This window comes from Streptomyces sp. NPDC006207 (assembly GCF_040613835.1).
Taxonomy (GTDB): Bacteria; Actinomycetota; Actinomycetes; order Streptomycetales; family Streptomycetaceae; genus Actinacidiphila.
Window position 1 is genome coordinate 37,886 of record NZ_JBEXSX010000004.1, and the last position, 14,004, is coordinate 51,889.

14 protein-coding genes are annotated in these 14,004 nt (G+C 72.0%); 1 reads left to right on the forward strand and 13 read right to left on the reverse strand.

Translation table 11 applies throughout. The features are described 5' to 3' along the window. Positions 1–115 precede the first annotated feature (115 nt). Entirely contained in the window at positions 116–688 is a 573-nt protein-coding gene (pyrR, locus tag ABZ312_RS04080; RefSeq protein ID WP_500324416.1) for a bifunctional pyr operon transcriptional regulator/uracil phosphoribosyltransferase PyrR, read from the reverse strand. A 298-nt stretch (positions 689–986) separates the two neighbouring features. Here pyrR and bldD point away from each other — a divergent pair, with 298 nt between their 5' ends. Further along, positions 987–1,487 (forward strand): transcriptional regulator BldD, encoded by a 501-nt coding sequence (bldD, locus tag ABZ312_RS04085; protein ID WP_018564185.1) that lies wholly within the window; start codon positions 987–989, stop codon positions 1,485–1,487. A gap of 175 nt (positions 1,488–1,662) precedes the next feature. Here bldD and nusB read toward each other — a convergent pair whose 3' ends face one another. The 12 genes from nusB to ABZ312_RS04145 form a co-directional block, all read right to left on the reverse strand. Next, positions 1,663–2,091 (reverse strand): transcription antitermination factor NusB, encoded by a 429-nt coding sequence (nusB, locus tag ABZ312_RS04090; protein ID WP_499510773.1) that lies wholly within the window; start codon positions 2,089–2,091, stop codon positions 1,663–1,665. Between the two features lie 2 nt (positions 2,092–2,093). Further along, positions 2,094–2,660 carry an elongation factor P gene (gene efp, locus ABZ312_RS04095; RefSeq protein ID WP_499510774.1) on the reverse strand — a complete coding sequence of 189 codons (567 nt, stop codon included), beginning with the start codon at positions 2,658–2,660 and terminating at the stop codon, positions 2,094–2,096. A 54-nt stretch (positions 2,661–2,714) separates the two neighbouring features. Then, the gene (locus ABZ312_RS04100) at positions 2,715–3,824 is read right to left on the reverse strand and encodes a M24 family metallopeptidase (protein WP_500358908.1); all 1,110 of its coding nucleotides are present in this window, start codon (positions 3,822–3,824) and stop codon (positions 2,715–2,717) included. Positions 3,825–3,881: 57 nt separating this feature from the next. Next, a complete protein-coding gene (locus ABZ312_RS04105) occupies positions 3,882–4,631 on the reverse strand; it encodes an AAA family ATPase (protein WP_500324418.1) in 750 nt (249 codons plus the stop codon). A 135-nt stretch (positions 4,632–4,766) separates the two neighbouring features. Next, on the reverse strand, positions 4,767–5,870 hold the full coding sequence (aroB, locus tag ABZ312_RS04110; protein ID WP_500324419.1) for a 3-dehydroquinate synthase: 1,104 nt from the start codon (positions 5,868–5,870) through the stop codon (positions 4,767–4,769). Then, complete coding sequence (locus ABZ312_RS04115; RefSeq protein ID WP_500436430.1) at positions 5,867–6,382, reverse strand: shikimate kinase; 516 nt, start codon at positions 6,380–6,382, stop codon at positions 5,867–5,869. The genes aroB and ABZ312_RS04115 overlap by 4 nt, the downstream gene beginning before the upstream one ends. Beyond that, complete coding sequence (aroC, locus tag ABZ312_RS04120; protein WP_500324421.1) at positions 6,379–7,563, reverse strand: chorismate synthase; 1,185 nt, start codon at positions 7,561–7,563, stop codon at positions 6,379–6,381. The genes ABZ312_RS04115 and aroC overlap by 4 nt, the downstream gene beginning before the upstream one ends. Before the next feature lie 141 nt (positions 7,564–7,704). Continuing rightward, positions 7,705–8,538, reverse strand: a complete 834-nt coding sequence (locus ABZ312_RS04125) for a shikimate dehydrogenase (RefSeq protein WP_500324422.1) — start codon at positions 8,536–8,538, stop codon at positions 7,705–7,707. Between the two features lie 204 nt (positions 8,539–8,742). After that, positions 8,743–10,431 carry an endolytic transglycosylase MltG gene (gene mltG, locus ABZ312_RS04130; protein ID WP_500324423.1) on the reverse strand — a complete coding sequence of 563 codons (1,689 nt, stop codon included), beginning with the start codon at positions 10,429–10,431 and terminating at the stop codon, positions 8,743–8,745. Positions 10,432–10,566: 135 nt separating this feature from the next. Next, positions 10,567–11,031, reverse strand: a complete 465-nt coding sequence (gene ruvX / locus ABZ312_RS04135) for a Holliday junction resolvase RuvX (protein WP_499510782.1) — start codon at positions 11,029–11,031, stop codon at positions 10,567–10,569. 8 nt (positions 11,032–11,039) lie between these two features. Next, entirely contained in the window at positions 11,040–13,709 is a 2,670-nt protein-coding gene (alaS, locus tag ABZ312_RS04140) for an alanine--tRNA ligase (protein ID WP_500324424.1), read from the reverse strand. Continuing rightward, the gene (locus tag ABZ312_RS04145) at positions 13,709–13,999 is read right to left on the reverse strand and encodes a DUF6167 family protein (RefSeq protein ID WP_500324425.1); all 291 of its coding nucleotides are present in this window, start codon (positions 13,997–13,999) and stop codon (positions 13,709–13,711) included. The genes alaS and ABZ312_RS04145 overlap by 1 nt, the downstream gene beginning before the upstream one ends. Between the last annotated feature and the right edge of the window lie 5 nt (positions 14,000–14,004).

The window sequence follows — 14,004 nt, forward strand, 5'->3', positions numbered from 1 at the left end:
CTCCGGAGGATGCGTGCGGGGGCGGACTGGGTGGCGGCACGCCACGTCTCCCGGGCAGGCCGGGGCGGGGACGGGCGGGCAGGGCGCTGCCCCGGGAGCCGGGGCGGGCCCGCGGCTACTCGTCCGCCGGGGAGCCGTCGCGTACGCCGAGCAGGACGCAGTCGCGCCCGTCCTCCTCGGTCAGGTGGACCTTGACGGTCTCGCGCAGCGAGGTGGGGATGTTCTTGCCGACGTAGTCGGCCCTGATGGGCAGCTCGCGGTGGCCGCGGTCGACCAGGACGGCCAGCTGCACGGCGCGGGGGCGGCCGATGTCGCCCAGCGCGTCGAGGGCGGCGCGGATCGTGCGGCCGGAGAAGAGCACGTCGTCGACGAGGACGACCAGCCGGCCGTCCACCCCGTCGGCCGGGATCTCGGTGCGGGCGAGCGCGCGCGCCGGGCCGAGCCGCAGGTCGTCGCGGTACATGGTGATGTCGAGCGAGCCGACCGGGGTCTTGCCGCCGGTGATGCCGTCGAGTTTGTCGGCGAGCCTGCGGGCCAGATGGACCCCGCGGGTGGGGATGCCGAGGAGAACCACGTCGTCCGCGCCCTTGGCGCGTTCGACGATCTCGTGCGCGATGCGGGTCAGCACCCGCGCGATGTCCGGGGCCTCGAGGACGGGCCGGACCGGATCGGAACCGATGACGGTCATGGAAAAGGGACCTCCTTCCCCGCCTCACTGGACGGGCCTTAAAGGACGCCAAAACGTACGGGTCAACCGTATCAGGCACCCTGGCGTGCTCCCTGGCGGGGCCTGGCGGCCGCCTGGCGCGGCTCTCGGGGCGGGTCCGCCACCCGTACCACGATCGACTGCAGATCCCGGCCGAAAGGCCGTTGACCGGCCATTCCTCGCTCTTCCGGGGGACCGGTGTGGACCATTCGGCTTGACGGATTCCAATTACGCTGCGTAACCTCACAGTGAGTTACTGAGTTTCCGTCCGGGGAGCCATATGTCCAGCGATTACGCCAAGCAGCTCGGAGCGAAGCTCCGCGCCATCCGCACACAGCAGGGACTCTCCCTCCACGGTGTCGAGGAGAAGTCCCAGGGCCGCTGGAAGGCCGTGGTGGTCGGTTCCTACGAGCGCGGCGACCGCGCCGTGACCGTGCAGCGCCTCGCCGAGCTCGCCGACTTCTACGGCGTTCCGGTCCAGGAGCTGCTGCCCGGTTCCGCGCCCGGCGGTGCCGCCGAGCCGCCGCCGAAGCTCGTCCTCGACCTCGAGCGACTGAGCCAGGTGCCGTCCGACAAGGCCGGTCCGCTGCAGCGCTACGCCGCGACCATCCAGAGCCAGCGCGGCGACTACAACGGCAAGGTGCTGTCGATCCGCCAGGACGACCTGCGCACCCTCGCCGTCATCTACGACCAGTCGCCCTCGGTCCTGACCGAGCAGCTGATCAGCTGGGGCGTCCTCGACGCGGACGCACGGCGCGCGGTGCAGCACGAGGAGGGCTGACGCCCTCGGGAAGCAGAAACGTCCCGCCCCTTGGGCGCGGCCGCCAGGCCGCGTCCGAGGGGCGGTTGTGTTTGCCCTCCCGTCGCCCGCCCCGGCACGGCGTGCAAGGCGCCGGCCGGGCACGCCACGGGCCCGGAACGCGCGGCGTTCCGGGCCCGGTGGGCGGTGTCGGGGGCTAGTCCTCCCGGAGGCTGGGCTTCAGCTCCTTGAGACGGGCCAGCAGGCCGTTCACGAACGAGGGCGACTCCTCGGTGGAGAACTCCTTGGCCAGCTGCACGGCCTCGTCCAGGACGACGGCGTCGGGGACGTCGTCCTCCCAGATCAGCTCGTAGGCGCCGAGCCGCAGGATGTTCCGGTCGGTCACCGGCATCCGGTCGAGGGTCCAGCCCACGGCGTGCTTCGACAGCAGTTCGTCGATGCGCCTCGCCCGTTCGGCGTAGCCCTCGATGAGCTGCATCGTGTATTCGCTGACCGGCGGCTGCCGGTCGTCGGTCCGGGCGAGCCTGATCCAGTCCGCCATGGCGGTCTTGGGGCTGACACCCCGCTGCTCCGCCTCGAAGAGGATCTGGAAGGCGCGCTTGCGGGCCTTGTTACGAGCAGCCACGGTTAGCTGGTCACCCGGCCGAGGTACTCACCCGAGCGGGTGTCGACCTTGATCTTCTCACCGGTGGTGATGAAGAGCGGGACGCCGATCTCGTAGCCGGTCTCCAGCTTGGCGGGCTTGGTGCCCCCGGTGGAGCGGTCGCCCTGGACGCCGGGCTCGGTGTACTCGATGACCAGCTCGACGGCGGCCGGGAGCTCGATGTAGAGCGGGGAGCCCTCGTACATGGCGACGACGGCCTCGAAGCCCTCCAGGAGGAAGTGGGCGGCGTCGCCGACGACCTCGGGGGTGATGTAGATCTGGTCGTACGTGTCCATGTCCATGAACACGAAGCTCTCGCCGTCCTTGTAGGAGAACTGCATCCCGCGCTTGTCGACGTTGGCCGTCTCGACCTTCACGCCGGCGTTGAAGGTCTTGTCGACGACCTTTCCGGAGAGCACGTTCTTGAGCTTCGTACGGACGAAGGCGGGGCCCTTGCCGGGCTTGACGTGCTGGAACTCGACGACGGACCAGAGCTGGCCGCCGTCGAGCTTGAGCACGAGGCCGTTCTTGAGGTCGTTCGTGGTGGCCACGGTTGCGGAATCTCCTGCACTGCTGCTTCGGGGACCCGGAGCCGCGGCCGCCCTCTACAGGGCGAGCAGCTCCTTGGTCGTGATGGTGAGTAGCTCGGGCCCGCCGTCCGTCGGTGGACGCACGACGAGTGTGTCGTCGATGCGGACACCGCCACGGCCCGGGATGTGGACTCCCGGTTCGACGGTGACCGGCACGCAAGCGTCCAGTTTACCCATGGCCGAGGGGGACAACCGCGGGTCCTCGCCGATCTCCAGTCCGACGCCGTGTCCGGTGGACTCCCCCAGGGCCTCGCCGTGGCCCCCGGACTCCAGTACGTGGCGTGCGGCGTGGTCCACGTCGCGGCAGGCGGCGCCGGGTGCGAGGGCCTCGCGGCCGGCCCGCTGGGCCGCGAAGACCAGGTCGTACAGCTCGATCTGCCAGTCCGCGGGCGAGGTGCCGATGACGAAGGTGCGCCCCACCTCACAGCGGTAGCCGCGGTAGCAGGCGCCCAGGCACACGGTGAGGAAGTCGCCCTCCTCGACCCGCCGGTCGGTGGGCAGATGGCGCGCCGCACCCGAATGGGGGCCGGTGCCCACGCAGGTGGGGAAGGCCGGGCCGTCGGCGCCGTGGTCGATGAGGCGGCGCTCCAGCTCCAGGGCGAGGTGGCGTTCGGTGCGGCCCACCAGGATCGACTCCAGGAGTTCGCTGAGCGCCTGGTCGGCGATCTCGGCGGCGATCCGCAACGCGGAGATCTCCTGCTCGTCCTTGACCAGGCGGAGCTGCTCCACGGCCGAGCCGAGGTCGGACAGGCTCACGCCCGGCGCGGCGCTGCCGACGGCGCGGTGCCGCGCGACGGTGAGGTGGTGCTCCTCGACCGCCAGGGCCTCCGCCTTGCGGTCCGCGGCCAGCGCGGCGGCGGTGACCGCCGGGTCGCCGTCGGGGCCGGACAGGACGACGGCCCGCACGTCGTCCGGGAGCCGGCCCTCGGCCAGGTCGCCGGACGGGTGACGGTGGTGGACCAGCACGTCCTCGGGACCCGGCCCCACGAGCAGCACGGTCCCCGGCGGGGCGCAGCCCGTCAGGTAGCGGACGTTGGCGGGACGCGAGACGAGCGCCGCCGCCGATCCGGCCGCCGCGCAGCGGTCCCGGAGGCGTTCCCTGCGGGCAGCGTGCACCTCGGACATGTGGCGAGCGTACGTCGCGGGCCGCCGGTCGGCCTGTCGAGAGCCGCCGGGCGGTGGCTACCAGGCGGGCGGGCCCTGGAGGCTGCGGGTGACGACGCTGTCGAGCGCGGCGGCGGCCGCGGCGACGTCCAGGTGGGAGTTGTCGATGATCGGCAGCCCCGAGCCGTACCAGCCGGCCATGCGGCCGTGGATGCGGGCGACCTCCTCGTCCGACAGGCGCCGGTTGCCGCTGCGCTGGGCGTTGCGGGCCAGCACGATGTCGAGGCCGGGGAGGAGGACGACGGGTAGCAGACCGGGCCCCACGTGCCGCTTCCAGCCGCCGAGGCCGACGACCGGGCGGTCGGGGAAGACCGCGTCGTCGATGATGCAGGAGATGCCGTTCGCCAGGAAGTTGCGGGCCGCGAAGCCGCAGGTGCGGCGGGCGAGGCGGTACTGCGCCTCGGAGTGGTCGTTCCAGCCGGACTGCGGGTCGGCGAAGCCGGAGCGGACCCACTCGCGGACGTCGTCCAGGCTGATGTGGGCGGTCGGTACGCCCCGGTGGTCGGCCCAGTGCCGGGCGATGGTCGTCTTGCCCGCGCCGGCCGCGCCGATCAGCAGGACAGCGACGGGGCCGTGCGTGGTGCCCGTGAACGGAGCGCCGCCGCCGGCCGCGGGCTGCGGGGGCGGCTGGACCGGGTGCTGGACGGGGGCTCCCTGGGCCATCGGGAAGTGGCCGGTGGTGCCCGGGGGCTGCGGCGGCGGCCCTGGCTGCCCGGCCTGCTGCCCACCGTGCGGCGGTGGCAGCGGCGCACCCACGGCATGCTGCATCGAGGCCACTCCGTCCGTACAAGAGCTTTCAGGTTCGACCGAACGGTACCGTCAACGGACGCAGTTGTGTGAACGGCCGGGCAGCCCACGGGGTGCCCGGCCGTTCGGGATCCGCCGTCCCGTGCGCGTGCGGGCCTACTTGGAGATCTCCGCGTAGGCGGCGAGGAGCACCCCGGGGTCGGGGGCCTCCAGGACGGTCGGCTTGGCGAGGCCGTCCAGCACGATGAAGCGCAGCCGGTCGGCGCGCGACTTCTTGTCCACCTTCATCGTCTCCAGCAGCCGCGGCCACTGGTCTCCGCGGTAGGTCAGCGGCAGGCCGACGGACTCCAGCACGGAGCGGTGACGGTCGGCGGTGGCGTCGTCCAGACGGCCGGCCAGGCGGCCGAGTTCGGCGGCGAACACCATGCCGATGGAGACGGCGGCGCCGTGCCGCCAGTTGTAGCGCTCGTTCTTCTCGATGGCGTGGCCGAGGGTGTGGCCGTAGTTGAGGATCTCGCGCAGGCCCGACTCCTTGAGGTCCGCGGAGACCACCTCGGCCTTGACGCGGATGGCGCGCTCGAGGAGCTCCGCGGTGTGCGGGCCCTCGGGGCCGCGGGCGGCGGCCGGGTCCTGCTCGATCAGGTCCAGGATCACGGGGTCGGCGATGAAGCCGGCCTTGATGATCTCGGCGAGACCGCTGACGTAGTCGTTGACCGGCAGCGACTCCAGCGCCGCGAGGTCGCAGAGCACCCCGGCGGGCGGGTGGAAGGCGCCGACGAGGTTCTTGCCCTCGGCGGTGTTGATGCCCGTCTTGCCGCCGACCGCGGCGTCCACCATGCCGAGCACGGTGGTCGGCACGGCGACCCAGCGGACCCCGCGCAGCCACGTCGCCGCGACGAACCCGGCGAGGTCGGTGGTGGCACCGCCGCCGACGCCGACGATGACATCCGTACGGGTGAATCCCGACTGCCCGAGCGCCCGCCAGCAGTACGCCGCGACCTCGGTGGTCTTGGCCTCCTCGGCGTTGGGCACCTGGATGGCGACGGCCTCGTAGCCCTGCTCCGCCAGGTCCTCGCGCAGCGCCTGGCCGGTGGCCTCCAGGGCCTCGGGGTGGATGACGGCGACCCGCACCGCCTTGTCGCCGATCAGGCCCGGCAGCTCGCCGAGCAGCTGCCGGCCGACCAGCACCTCGTACGGCTCGGTGCCCGCACTGCCCCCGACCTGGATGCGGATGGGGGTGTGGGCGGCGTGCTCCGTCATGCGTTCTTCAGCTCCAGTGCGTCCAGGACGGCGTCCGCGACGTCCTCGGGGGTCCGGCCCTCCGTGCTGACCACGGCGCGGGCGACCTCGGCGTACAGCGGGCGGCGGGCTTCCATCAGCTCGCGCCACTGCCGCCGCGGGTTGACGGCGAGCAGGGGGCGGGCGGCGTCGAGGCCGACGCGCTTGACGGCTTCGGCGACGTCCATGTCGAGGAAGACCACGGGCAGCCCGGCGAGCAGTTTGCGGGTGTCCTCGTCGAGGATCGAGCCGCCGCCGAGCGCGAGCACGCCCTGGTGCTCGGCGAGCGCGACGCGGACGGCCCCGGCCTCCAGGGCGCGGAAGTGCTCCTCGCCGTCCTCGACGAAGATGTCCGCGATCGGACGGCCCTCGGCCTCGACGATGTCGGCGTCGGTGTCGCGGCAGGTCGTGCCCAGCCGCAGGGCGAGCAGCTCGCCGACGGTGCTCTTGCCGACCCCCATCGGGCCGACCAGGACGACGACGGGGCCGCTCATCGGATCACCAGGTTGTCGAGGTAGCCGCGCACGTTGCGACGGGTCTCGGTGACGCTGTCGCCGCCGAACTTCTCCGCGACCGCGTCGGCCAGGACCAGGGCGACCATCGCCTCGGCGACGATGCCCGCGGCCGGGACGGCACAGACGTCGGAACGCTGGTGGTGGGCCTGGGTGGCCTCGCCGGTGTTCACGTCCACGGTGGCCAGCGCACGCGGCACGGTGGCGATGGGCTTCATCGCGGCCCGCACCCGCAGCAGCTCGCCGGTGCTCAGGCCGCCCTCGGTGCCGCCGGAACGGCCCGTGGAGCGGCGGATGCCGTCCTGCGTGGCGACGATCTCGTCGTGCGCCTTGGAGCCGGGGACGCGGGCGAGCTCGAAGCCGTCGCCGACCTCGACGCCCTTGATGGCCTGGATGCCCATGAGGGCGGCGGCCAGCCGGGCGTCCAGCCGGCGGTCCCAGTGCACGTGACTGCCGAGGCCGACGGGCACGCCGTAGGCGAGCACCTCGACGACGCCGCCGAGCGTGTCGCCGTCCTTGTGGGCCTGGTCGATCTCGGCGACCATCCGCTTGCTGGCGTCGGCGTCCAGGCAGCGCACGGGGTCGGCGTCGAGCCTGTCGACGTCGGCGGGGGTGGGGTACACGCCGTACGGGGCCTTGGCCGAGGCGAGCTCCACCACGTGGGAGACGATCTCGATGCCCGCCGTCTCCTTGAGGTAGGAGCGGGCCACGGCGCCGAGTGCGACACGGGCCGCGGTCTCGCGGGCGGAGGCGCGCTCCAGGATCGGCCGGGCCTCGTCGAAGCCGTACTTCTGCATGCCGGCGAGGTCGGCGTGGCCGGGGCGGGGCCGGGTCAGCGGGGCGTTGCGGGCGAGCCCGGCGAGGACCTCGGGGTCGACCGGGTCGGCCGCCATGACCTGCTCCCACTTGGGCCACTCGGTGTTCCCCACCATGACCGCGACCGGGGAGCCCAGGGTGAGCCCGTGGCGCACGCCGCCGAGGAAGGTGACCTGGTCCTGCTCGAACTTCATACGGGCACCGCGGCCGTAGCCGAGCCGCCGCCGCGCGAGGTGGTCCGCCACCATCTCGGTGGTGATCGGCACACCGGAGGGCAGACCCTCCAGCGTCGCGACGAGTGCGGGGCCGTGCGACTCCCCCGCGGTCAGCCAGCGCAACCTGCTCAACGGTGCTCGCTCCTTCATCATCGCCCGGACCGCGGCGAGGCGGACCGGACCATCCGTGCGTAAACCGATCCTTTCACGTCCCGCGGCGAAGGCGGGGCGCGGTCCGCTGGGCGGACAGCGCCGTGGACACCTCCGGACCGGTCAGGGGCGGTGCAGCGCCGCCTCGCCGGCCGCCCGCATGGCCGCCAGGGGGGCCGGCTTGCGGCCGGTCATCAGCTCCACCTGCAGCACCGCCTGGTGCACCAGCAGGTCGAGTCCGCCGACGACGGCCCCGCCCCGCTCCGCCCAGGCCGACGCCAAGGTGGTGGGCCAGGGGTCGTACAGCACGTCGAAGAGCGTGCCGGGACGCTCGGGCACGGCGGCGGCGAGCGCGTCGGCGGTGCCGGCCGGCGTCGTGGAGATCACCAGGGGCGCGGCCAGGGCCTGCTCGGCGTCCTCCCAGGCGGCCGTCCGCACGGCCACACCGAGCCGCTCGCCCCACTGCCGCATCTCGCCGGCGCGGGTGTCGCTGCGCACGTACGCGGTGACCTCGCCGTCGCAGATCTGCGCCAGCGCGGCCAGCGCGGACGAGGCGGTCGCCCCGGCGCCGAGCACGGCGGCGGAGCCGACACGTCCGACGCCGCGCTCGTGCAGGGCCGCCACCATCCCGGGGATGTCGGTGTTGTCGCCCAGCCGGCGTCCGTCCTCGGTGAGCACCAGCGTGTTCACGGCCTCGACGGCCGAGGCGGTGGCGCTGACCTCGTCCAGCAGCGGGATGACCGCCCGCTTGAGCGGCATGGTCAGCGACAGCCCGGCCCAGCGTCCACCGCCGGGCAGTTCGCCCAGCCGGGCCAGGAAACCGGGCAGCGCGGCCTCGTCGACCTCGAAGCGGTCGTACGTCCAGTCGGCCAGCCCCAGTTCCGCGTAGGCGGCGCGGTGCAGCACCGGGGAGAGGGAGTGCGTGATCGGCGTTCCGAGGACCGCTGCCCTAGGCACGCGCGGCCCCCCGCGGGCTCTTCGTCATGGGCTGGTCCCCTCGGCTGCGTGGTGTCCGTCGATCCGGGCCGCCCCCCGTCCGGCCGGCGGAGGGGACGCCCGGTCGAGTCTAGGGCCTCAAGATCCGCCCGGTCCGGGCGGCGCTCGGGACGGCAGCGGGGCGCCGCACGGGGGACGTTCTCCGTGCGGCGCCCCGGCGGCGGCTCAGCCGTTGTGCTTCTTGTCGAACTCCTTGGCGAGCTTGTCGTGCTCCGCGAGCGTCTCCGTGAACTTGGTCGTGTGCCCGTCGAGGGAGATGAAGTAGTACCACTTGCCCGGTTCGGGATCCATGGCCGCGGCCAGCGCCTTCGCTCCGGGGTTGCCGATCGGCCCCGGCGGGAGCCCCCGGTAGTAGTACGTGTTGTAGGCGTCGTCGTAGGTACGGAGCTCCTTGAGCGAGAGGTTGATCTCGCTCTGGTTCTTCAGGTAGTTGTACGTCGAGTCGAACTCGAGCTTGCCGTTGGTCTCGGTGTTGGTCGGCTTGAGGCGGTTGTAGACGACCCGCGACATCTTCCGGAAGTCCTCGTCCGACTTGCCCTCGGCCTGCACCAGGCTGGCCAGGGTGACGACCTGCAGCGGTGACTCCAGCCCCAGTTTCTCGGCCTTCGCCTCCACGTCGTACTTGGTGTACTGCTTCTTGGCGTTGGTGACCATGCTGCGCAGCAGGTCGGCGGGCTTGGTGTCCTTGCCGACGCTGTAGCGGCTCGGCCAGAGGAAGCCCTCCAGCGGATCCTTGATGTCCTTGTTGTCATCAGCCCAGTCGGGCAGCCCGAGCTTGCCGACCTGGTCCTCGGCGACCTTGGCGGTGGCGCCCTTGTCGAGCCCCAGTTTGGCGTCGATGATCGCGTAGATCTGCACGTCGCGCAGGCCCTCGGCGATGACCAGGACGTTCTGCGACTTCGGGTCGAGCATCATCGTGACGGCGCTGGACGCGGCCATCTCCTTGTGCAGGACGTAGACGCCCGCCTGGATGGAGTTGCCCTTGGGGTCCTTGCTGACGGCCGCGGTGAAGGCGTCGACGCTCTTGACCACGCCGGCCTTCTTGAGGATGTTGCCGATCTGGATGCCGCTCGCGCCCTGCGGTACCTCGACCTGGACCTCGCCGCTGCCCTGCCCGGCGAAGTCCGGGGGCGGACCGAAGTTGCTCTGGTAGTAGCGGTAGCCGAACCAGCCGGCCCCTGCGATGCCGCCGCCGAGGACGACCAGCACGACCAGGCACGCCATGCCGGAGCGGCGCTTCTTGCCGCCCTGCCCGGTCTTGCCGCCCCTGCCCGCGCGGCCGCGCCGGTCGTTGCGGCCCGGCTGCGGCTCGTCGTCCTCGTCGTCGTCCGCGCCGGAGAAGAAGGAGTGGTCGTCGGCGGCGCCCCCCTCGTCGTCCCAGAGCGGGGCTTCCTGCTCGGCCGGCCGGGAGCGCTGCGGCCGCTGCGGCTGCTGCGGCTGCTGTTGCGGGGGCTGCTGCTGGTACTGGGGCTGCTGCTCCGGGTAGCGCTGGTCGGGCCGCTGCGGGGGCGGGTAGCCGCCCTGCCCGTAGTAGTCGGGCTGCTGCTGACCGCCGTACCCGTCCTGGCCGTAGCCGGCCGGGGCGCCCCAGGAGTCGTACTGCTGCTGCGGGTCGTACGGGTACTGCTGCTGCTGACCGGTGTCGCCGTAGGGGTCCCAACCGCCCTGCTGCGGGTACTGAGGGTGCTGCTGCTGGTTCTGCGGGTGCTGCTGGTACTGGGAATACTGCTGGTGCTGCTGGTGCTGCTGGTGCTGGTGTTGCTGCGGGTGCTGCTGCTGTCCCCATTGGTCACCGAAGAGAGGGTCTTCGGGGTGCCATGCTTCGGAGCCCGGGCTCCGGCCATAGTCAGTCATCGATCCCCTACGGTTCGGTTCGCGAGGCGGCAGCCGGCCGGCGCTTGTGGCGCGGGCGGGAGGGTCCCGACCCGTCGGCACCCACGGATCAGACTGTGGAGCCGCCGTGCTGCGCGGAACGTTACCGTACCGCGATCAGATAAACGGTTCGACGCTCTCGCCCGGCTCTTTACCAGACACCCGTTCGGTCTCGAGGGCGCTCTGGAGGATGACCACGGCCGCCGCCTGGTCGACGACGGAACGTCCCTTCTTGGCCTTGACGCCCGATGCGCGCAGGCCCTGGGTGGCCGTGACGGTGGTCATCCGCTCGTCAACGAGGCGCACCGGAACGGGGGAGATGATCTTCGCCACATCCTGGGCGAACTCGCGGGCCTTGGCCGCGGCCGGCCCCTCCCGCCCGCTGAGCGAGCGGGGCAGGCCGACCAGGACCTCGATCGGCTCGTACTCCTCGATGATCTGCGCGATGCGCCGGCGCGCGGCCGGGACGTCCCGGCCGGGCACCGTCTCGACGGGTGTGGCGATCAGCCCGTCGGGGTCGCACGAGGCGACCCCGATGCGGGCGTCCCCGACGTCGATCGCGATCCTGCGACCCCTGCGCATCGACGACCTCAGGCAGTCTCGGCGACGAGGCGCTGCACGGCGGCGATGGCCTCGCCGACCGCGTCCGCGTTCTGGCCGCCGCCCTGGGCGACGTCCGGCTTGCCGCCACCGCCGCCGCCGAGGGTCTTGGCGGCGGTGCGGACCAGCTCGCCGGCCTTCAGACCGCGTTCACGGGCCGCCTCGTTGGTGGCGATGACGGTCAGCGGGCGGTCGCCCGCGACGGTGAACAGGGCCACGACAGCGGCGCGGCCGCCGCTGATCCGCTGGCGGACGTCCAGGACGAGCTTGCGCAGGTCGTCGGCGCCGGTGCCGTCCGGCACCTGGCCGGTGACCAGGGCCACACCCTTGACGTCCTGGGCGGAGGCGGCGAGCCCGGCGGCGGCCTGCAGGACCTTCTCGGCGCGGAAGCGCTCGATCTCCTTCTCGGCCTCCTTGAGCTTGGCGAGCATGCCGGAGATCTTCTCAGGGAGCTCCTCCGGACGGCCCTTGACCAGCTGCTGGAGCTGAGCCACGACCGTGTGCTCGCGGGCGAGGAAGTTGTACGCGTCCACGCCGACCAGGGCCTCGACCCGGCGCACGCCGGAGCCGATCGAGGACTCGCCGAGCAGCTTGACCAGGCCCAGCTGGGCGGTGTTGTGGACGTGCGTGCCGCCGCAGAGCTCCTTGGAGTAGTCGCCGATGGTCACCACGCGCACCCGCTCGCCGTACTTCTCGCCGAACTCGGCGATGGCGCCGGCCTTCTTGGCCTCGTCGATGCTCATGATCTCGGCGGTGACGTCGAGTTCGCGGGAGAGCACGGCGTTGATCTTCTGCTCGACGTCGGTCAGCACGCTGCCCGGCACGGCGGCCGGCGAGCCGAAGTCGAAGCGGAAGCGGCCCGGGGAGTTCTCCGAACCGGCCTGGGCGGCGGTGGGACCGAGCGCGTCGCGCAGCGCCTGGTGGGTGAGGTGGGTGGCGCTGTGGGCGCGGGCGATGGCGCGGCGGCGGCCGAGGTCGATCTTGCCGAACGCGGCGGAGCCGACGGTCACCTCGCCGACCTGGACGCTGCCCTTGTGCACGGTGACGCCGGGCACGGGCTGCTGCACGTCGCGCACCTCGATGACGGCGCCCGACTCGGTGCGGATGCGGCCGGTGTCGGCAAGCTGGCCGCCGCCCTCGGCGTAGAAGGGGGTGCGGTCGAGGATGACCTCGACCTCGTCGCCCTCGTTGGCGGCCGGCGAGGGCACACCGTCGACCAGCAGGCCGACGACACTGGCCTCGCCCTCGTTGTCGGTGTACCCGGTGAAGACGGTGCTCCCGGCCGTGTCGGCGATGGAGCGGTACGCCGACATGTCGACATGACCGCTCTTCTTCACCAGGGCGTCGGCCTTGGCGCGGTCCCGCTGCTCCTTCATCAGGCGGCGGAAGCCGTCCTCGTCCACCGACAGGCCCTGCTCGGCGGCCATTTCGAGGGTGAGGTCGATCGGGAAGCCCCAGGTGTCGTGGAGCAGGAAGGCCTTGTCGCCGGAGAGCACACCGGAACCGGCGGACTTGGCCTCGGTGACGGCGGTGTCCAGCACATTGGTGCCGGCCTTCAGCGTCTTGAGGAAGCGGGTCTCCTCGGCGAGGGCGACCGTCTCGATGCGCTTGCGGTCCTCGACGAGCTCCGGGTACTGCTGGCCCATCGTCTTGATGACGGTGTCGACGAGTTCGCCGACGACGGCGTCCGTGGCGCCGAGCAGCCGCATGTTGCGGATGGCGCGGCGCATGATGCGGCGCAGCACGTAGCCGCGGCCCTCGTTGCCGGGGGTGACTCCGTCGCCGATCAGCATGACGGAGGTGCGCATGTGGTCGGCGACCACGCGCAGCGAGACGTCGGAGTCGTGCGCGGCGCCGTAGGCGACGCCGGTGAGCTCGGTGGCCTTGTCGATGACCGCGCGCAGGGTGTCGGTCTCGTACATGTTCTGCACGTCCTGCAGGATCATGGCGAGACGCTCGAGACCGAGACCGGTGTCGATGTTCTGGGCGGGCAGGTCGCCGAGGATCGGGAACTCCTCCTTGCCGGTCCCCTCCCCGCGCTCGTACTGCATGAAGACCAGGTTCCAGATCTCCACGTACCGCTCGTCGTTGACGGCCGGGCCGCCCTCGACGCCGAACTCGGGGCCGCGGTCGTAGTTGATCTCGGAGCACGGCCCGCAGGGGCCGGGGACGCCCATGGACCAGAAGTTGTCCTTCATGCCCAGACGCTGGATGCGCTCGGCGGGCACGCCCACGACCTCGCGCCAGATCTGCTCGGCCTCGTCGTCGTCCTTGTAGACGGTGATCCACAGCCGCTCGGGGTCGAGACCGTAACCGCCGTCCGCCACGGGAGAGGTGAGCAGCTCCCAGGCGAACTTGATGGCGCCTTCCTTGAAGTAGTCGCCGAACGAGAAGTTGCCGCACATCTGGAAGAAGGTGCCGTGGCGGGTGGTCTTGCCGACCTCTTCGATGTCGGGCGTGCGGACGCACTTCTGCACGCTGGTGGCGCGCGGGAAGGGCGGCTTGACCTCACCCAGGAAGTAGGGCTTGAACGGGACCATGCCCGCGGGCACCAGAAGGAGCGTGGGGTCGTCGGCGATGAGCGACGCCGACGGCACGACGGTGTGCCCGCGCTCTTCGAAGAAACGCAGCCAGCGGCGGCGGATTTCTGCCGACTCCATCAGTGTTCGTCCTTCCGGTGGTGGTACGCGATCTCCGGCCGCTGGGCCGGCATGTCGAGGTCGGGGGCCGTACGGCCCAGCTGGTCGTTGAGCTGTTCCTCGCGCTCGGTCATCCCGGCGCGGACGTCCTGCGCGAACGTGCGCAGCCGGTCCCCGGCCTCGAGGGCCTTGTCGGCCGCCTTCGCCGCGAGGCTCTCAGGGGTCAGGCTGCGGATCTTGCGATGGACCTTGTTGGTGGCCCACACCCCGGCGGCGGCACCGGCGGTGAACCAGAAGGCACGGCGGAACATGCAGG

Excerpts from the sequence above, each read along its gene's own strand:
- ABZ312_RS04145 (WP_500324425.1), bottom strand. The coding sequence starts at position 13,999 with ATGTTCCGCCGTGCCTTCTGGTTCACCGCCGGTGCCGCCGCCGGGGTG.
- ABZ312_RS04100 (WP_500358908.1), bottom strand. The coding sequence starts at position 3,824 with ATGTCCGAGGTGCACGCTGCCCGCAGGGAACGCCTCCGGGACCGCTGC.
- ABZ312_RS04115 (WP_500436430.1), bottom strand. The coding sequence starts at position 6,382 with ATGAGCGGCCCCGTCGTCGTCCTGGTCGGCCCGATGGGGGTCGGCAAG.
- alaS (WP_500324424.1), bottom strand. The coding sequence starts at position 13,709 with ATGGAGTCGGCAGAAATCCGCCGCCGCTGGCTGCGTTTCTTCGAAGAG.
- ABZ312_RS04105 (WP_500324418.1), bottom strand. The coding sequence starts at position 4,631 with ATGCAGCATGCCGTGGGTGCGCCGCTGCCACCGCCGCACGGTGGGCAG.
- aroB (WP_500324419.1), bottom strand. The coding sequence starts at position 5,870 with ATGACGGAGCACGCCGCCCACACCCCCATCCGCATCCAGGTCGGGGGC.
- pyrR (WP_500324416.1), bottom strand. The coding sequence starts at position 688 with ATGACCGTCATCGGTTCCGATCCGGTCCGGCCCGTCCTCGAGGCCCCG.
- bldD (WP_018564185.1), top strand. The coding sequence starts at position 987 with ATGTCCAGCGATTACGCCAAGCAGCTCGGAGCGAAGCTCCGCGCCATC.
- ruvX (WP_499510782.1), bottom strand. The coding sequence starts at position 11,031 with ATGCGCAGGGGTCGCAGGATCGCGATCGACGTCGGGGACGCCCGCATC.
- mltG (WP_500324423.1), bottom strand. The coding sequence starts at position 10,431 with ATGACTGACTATGGCCGGAGCCCGGGCTCCGAAGCATGGCACCCCGAA.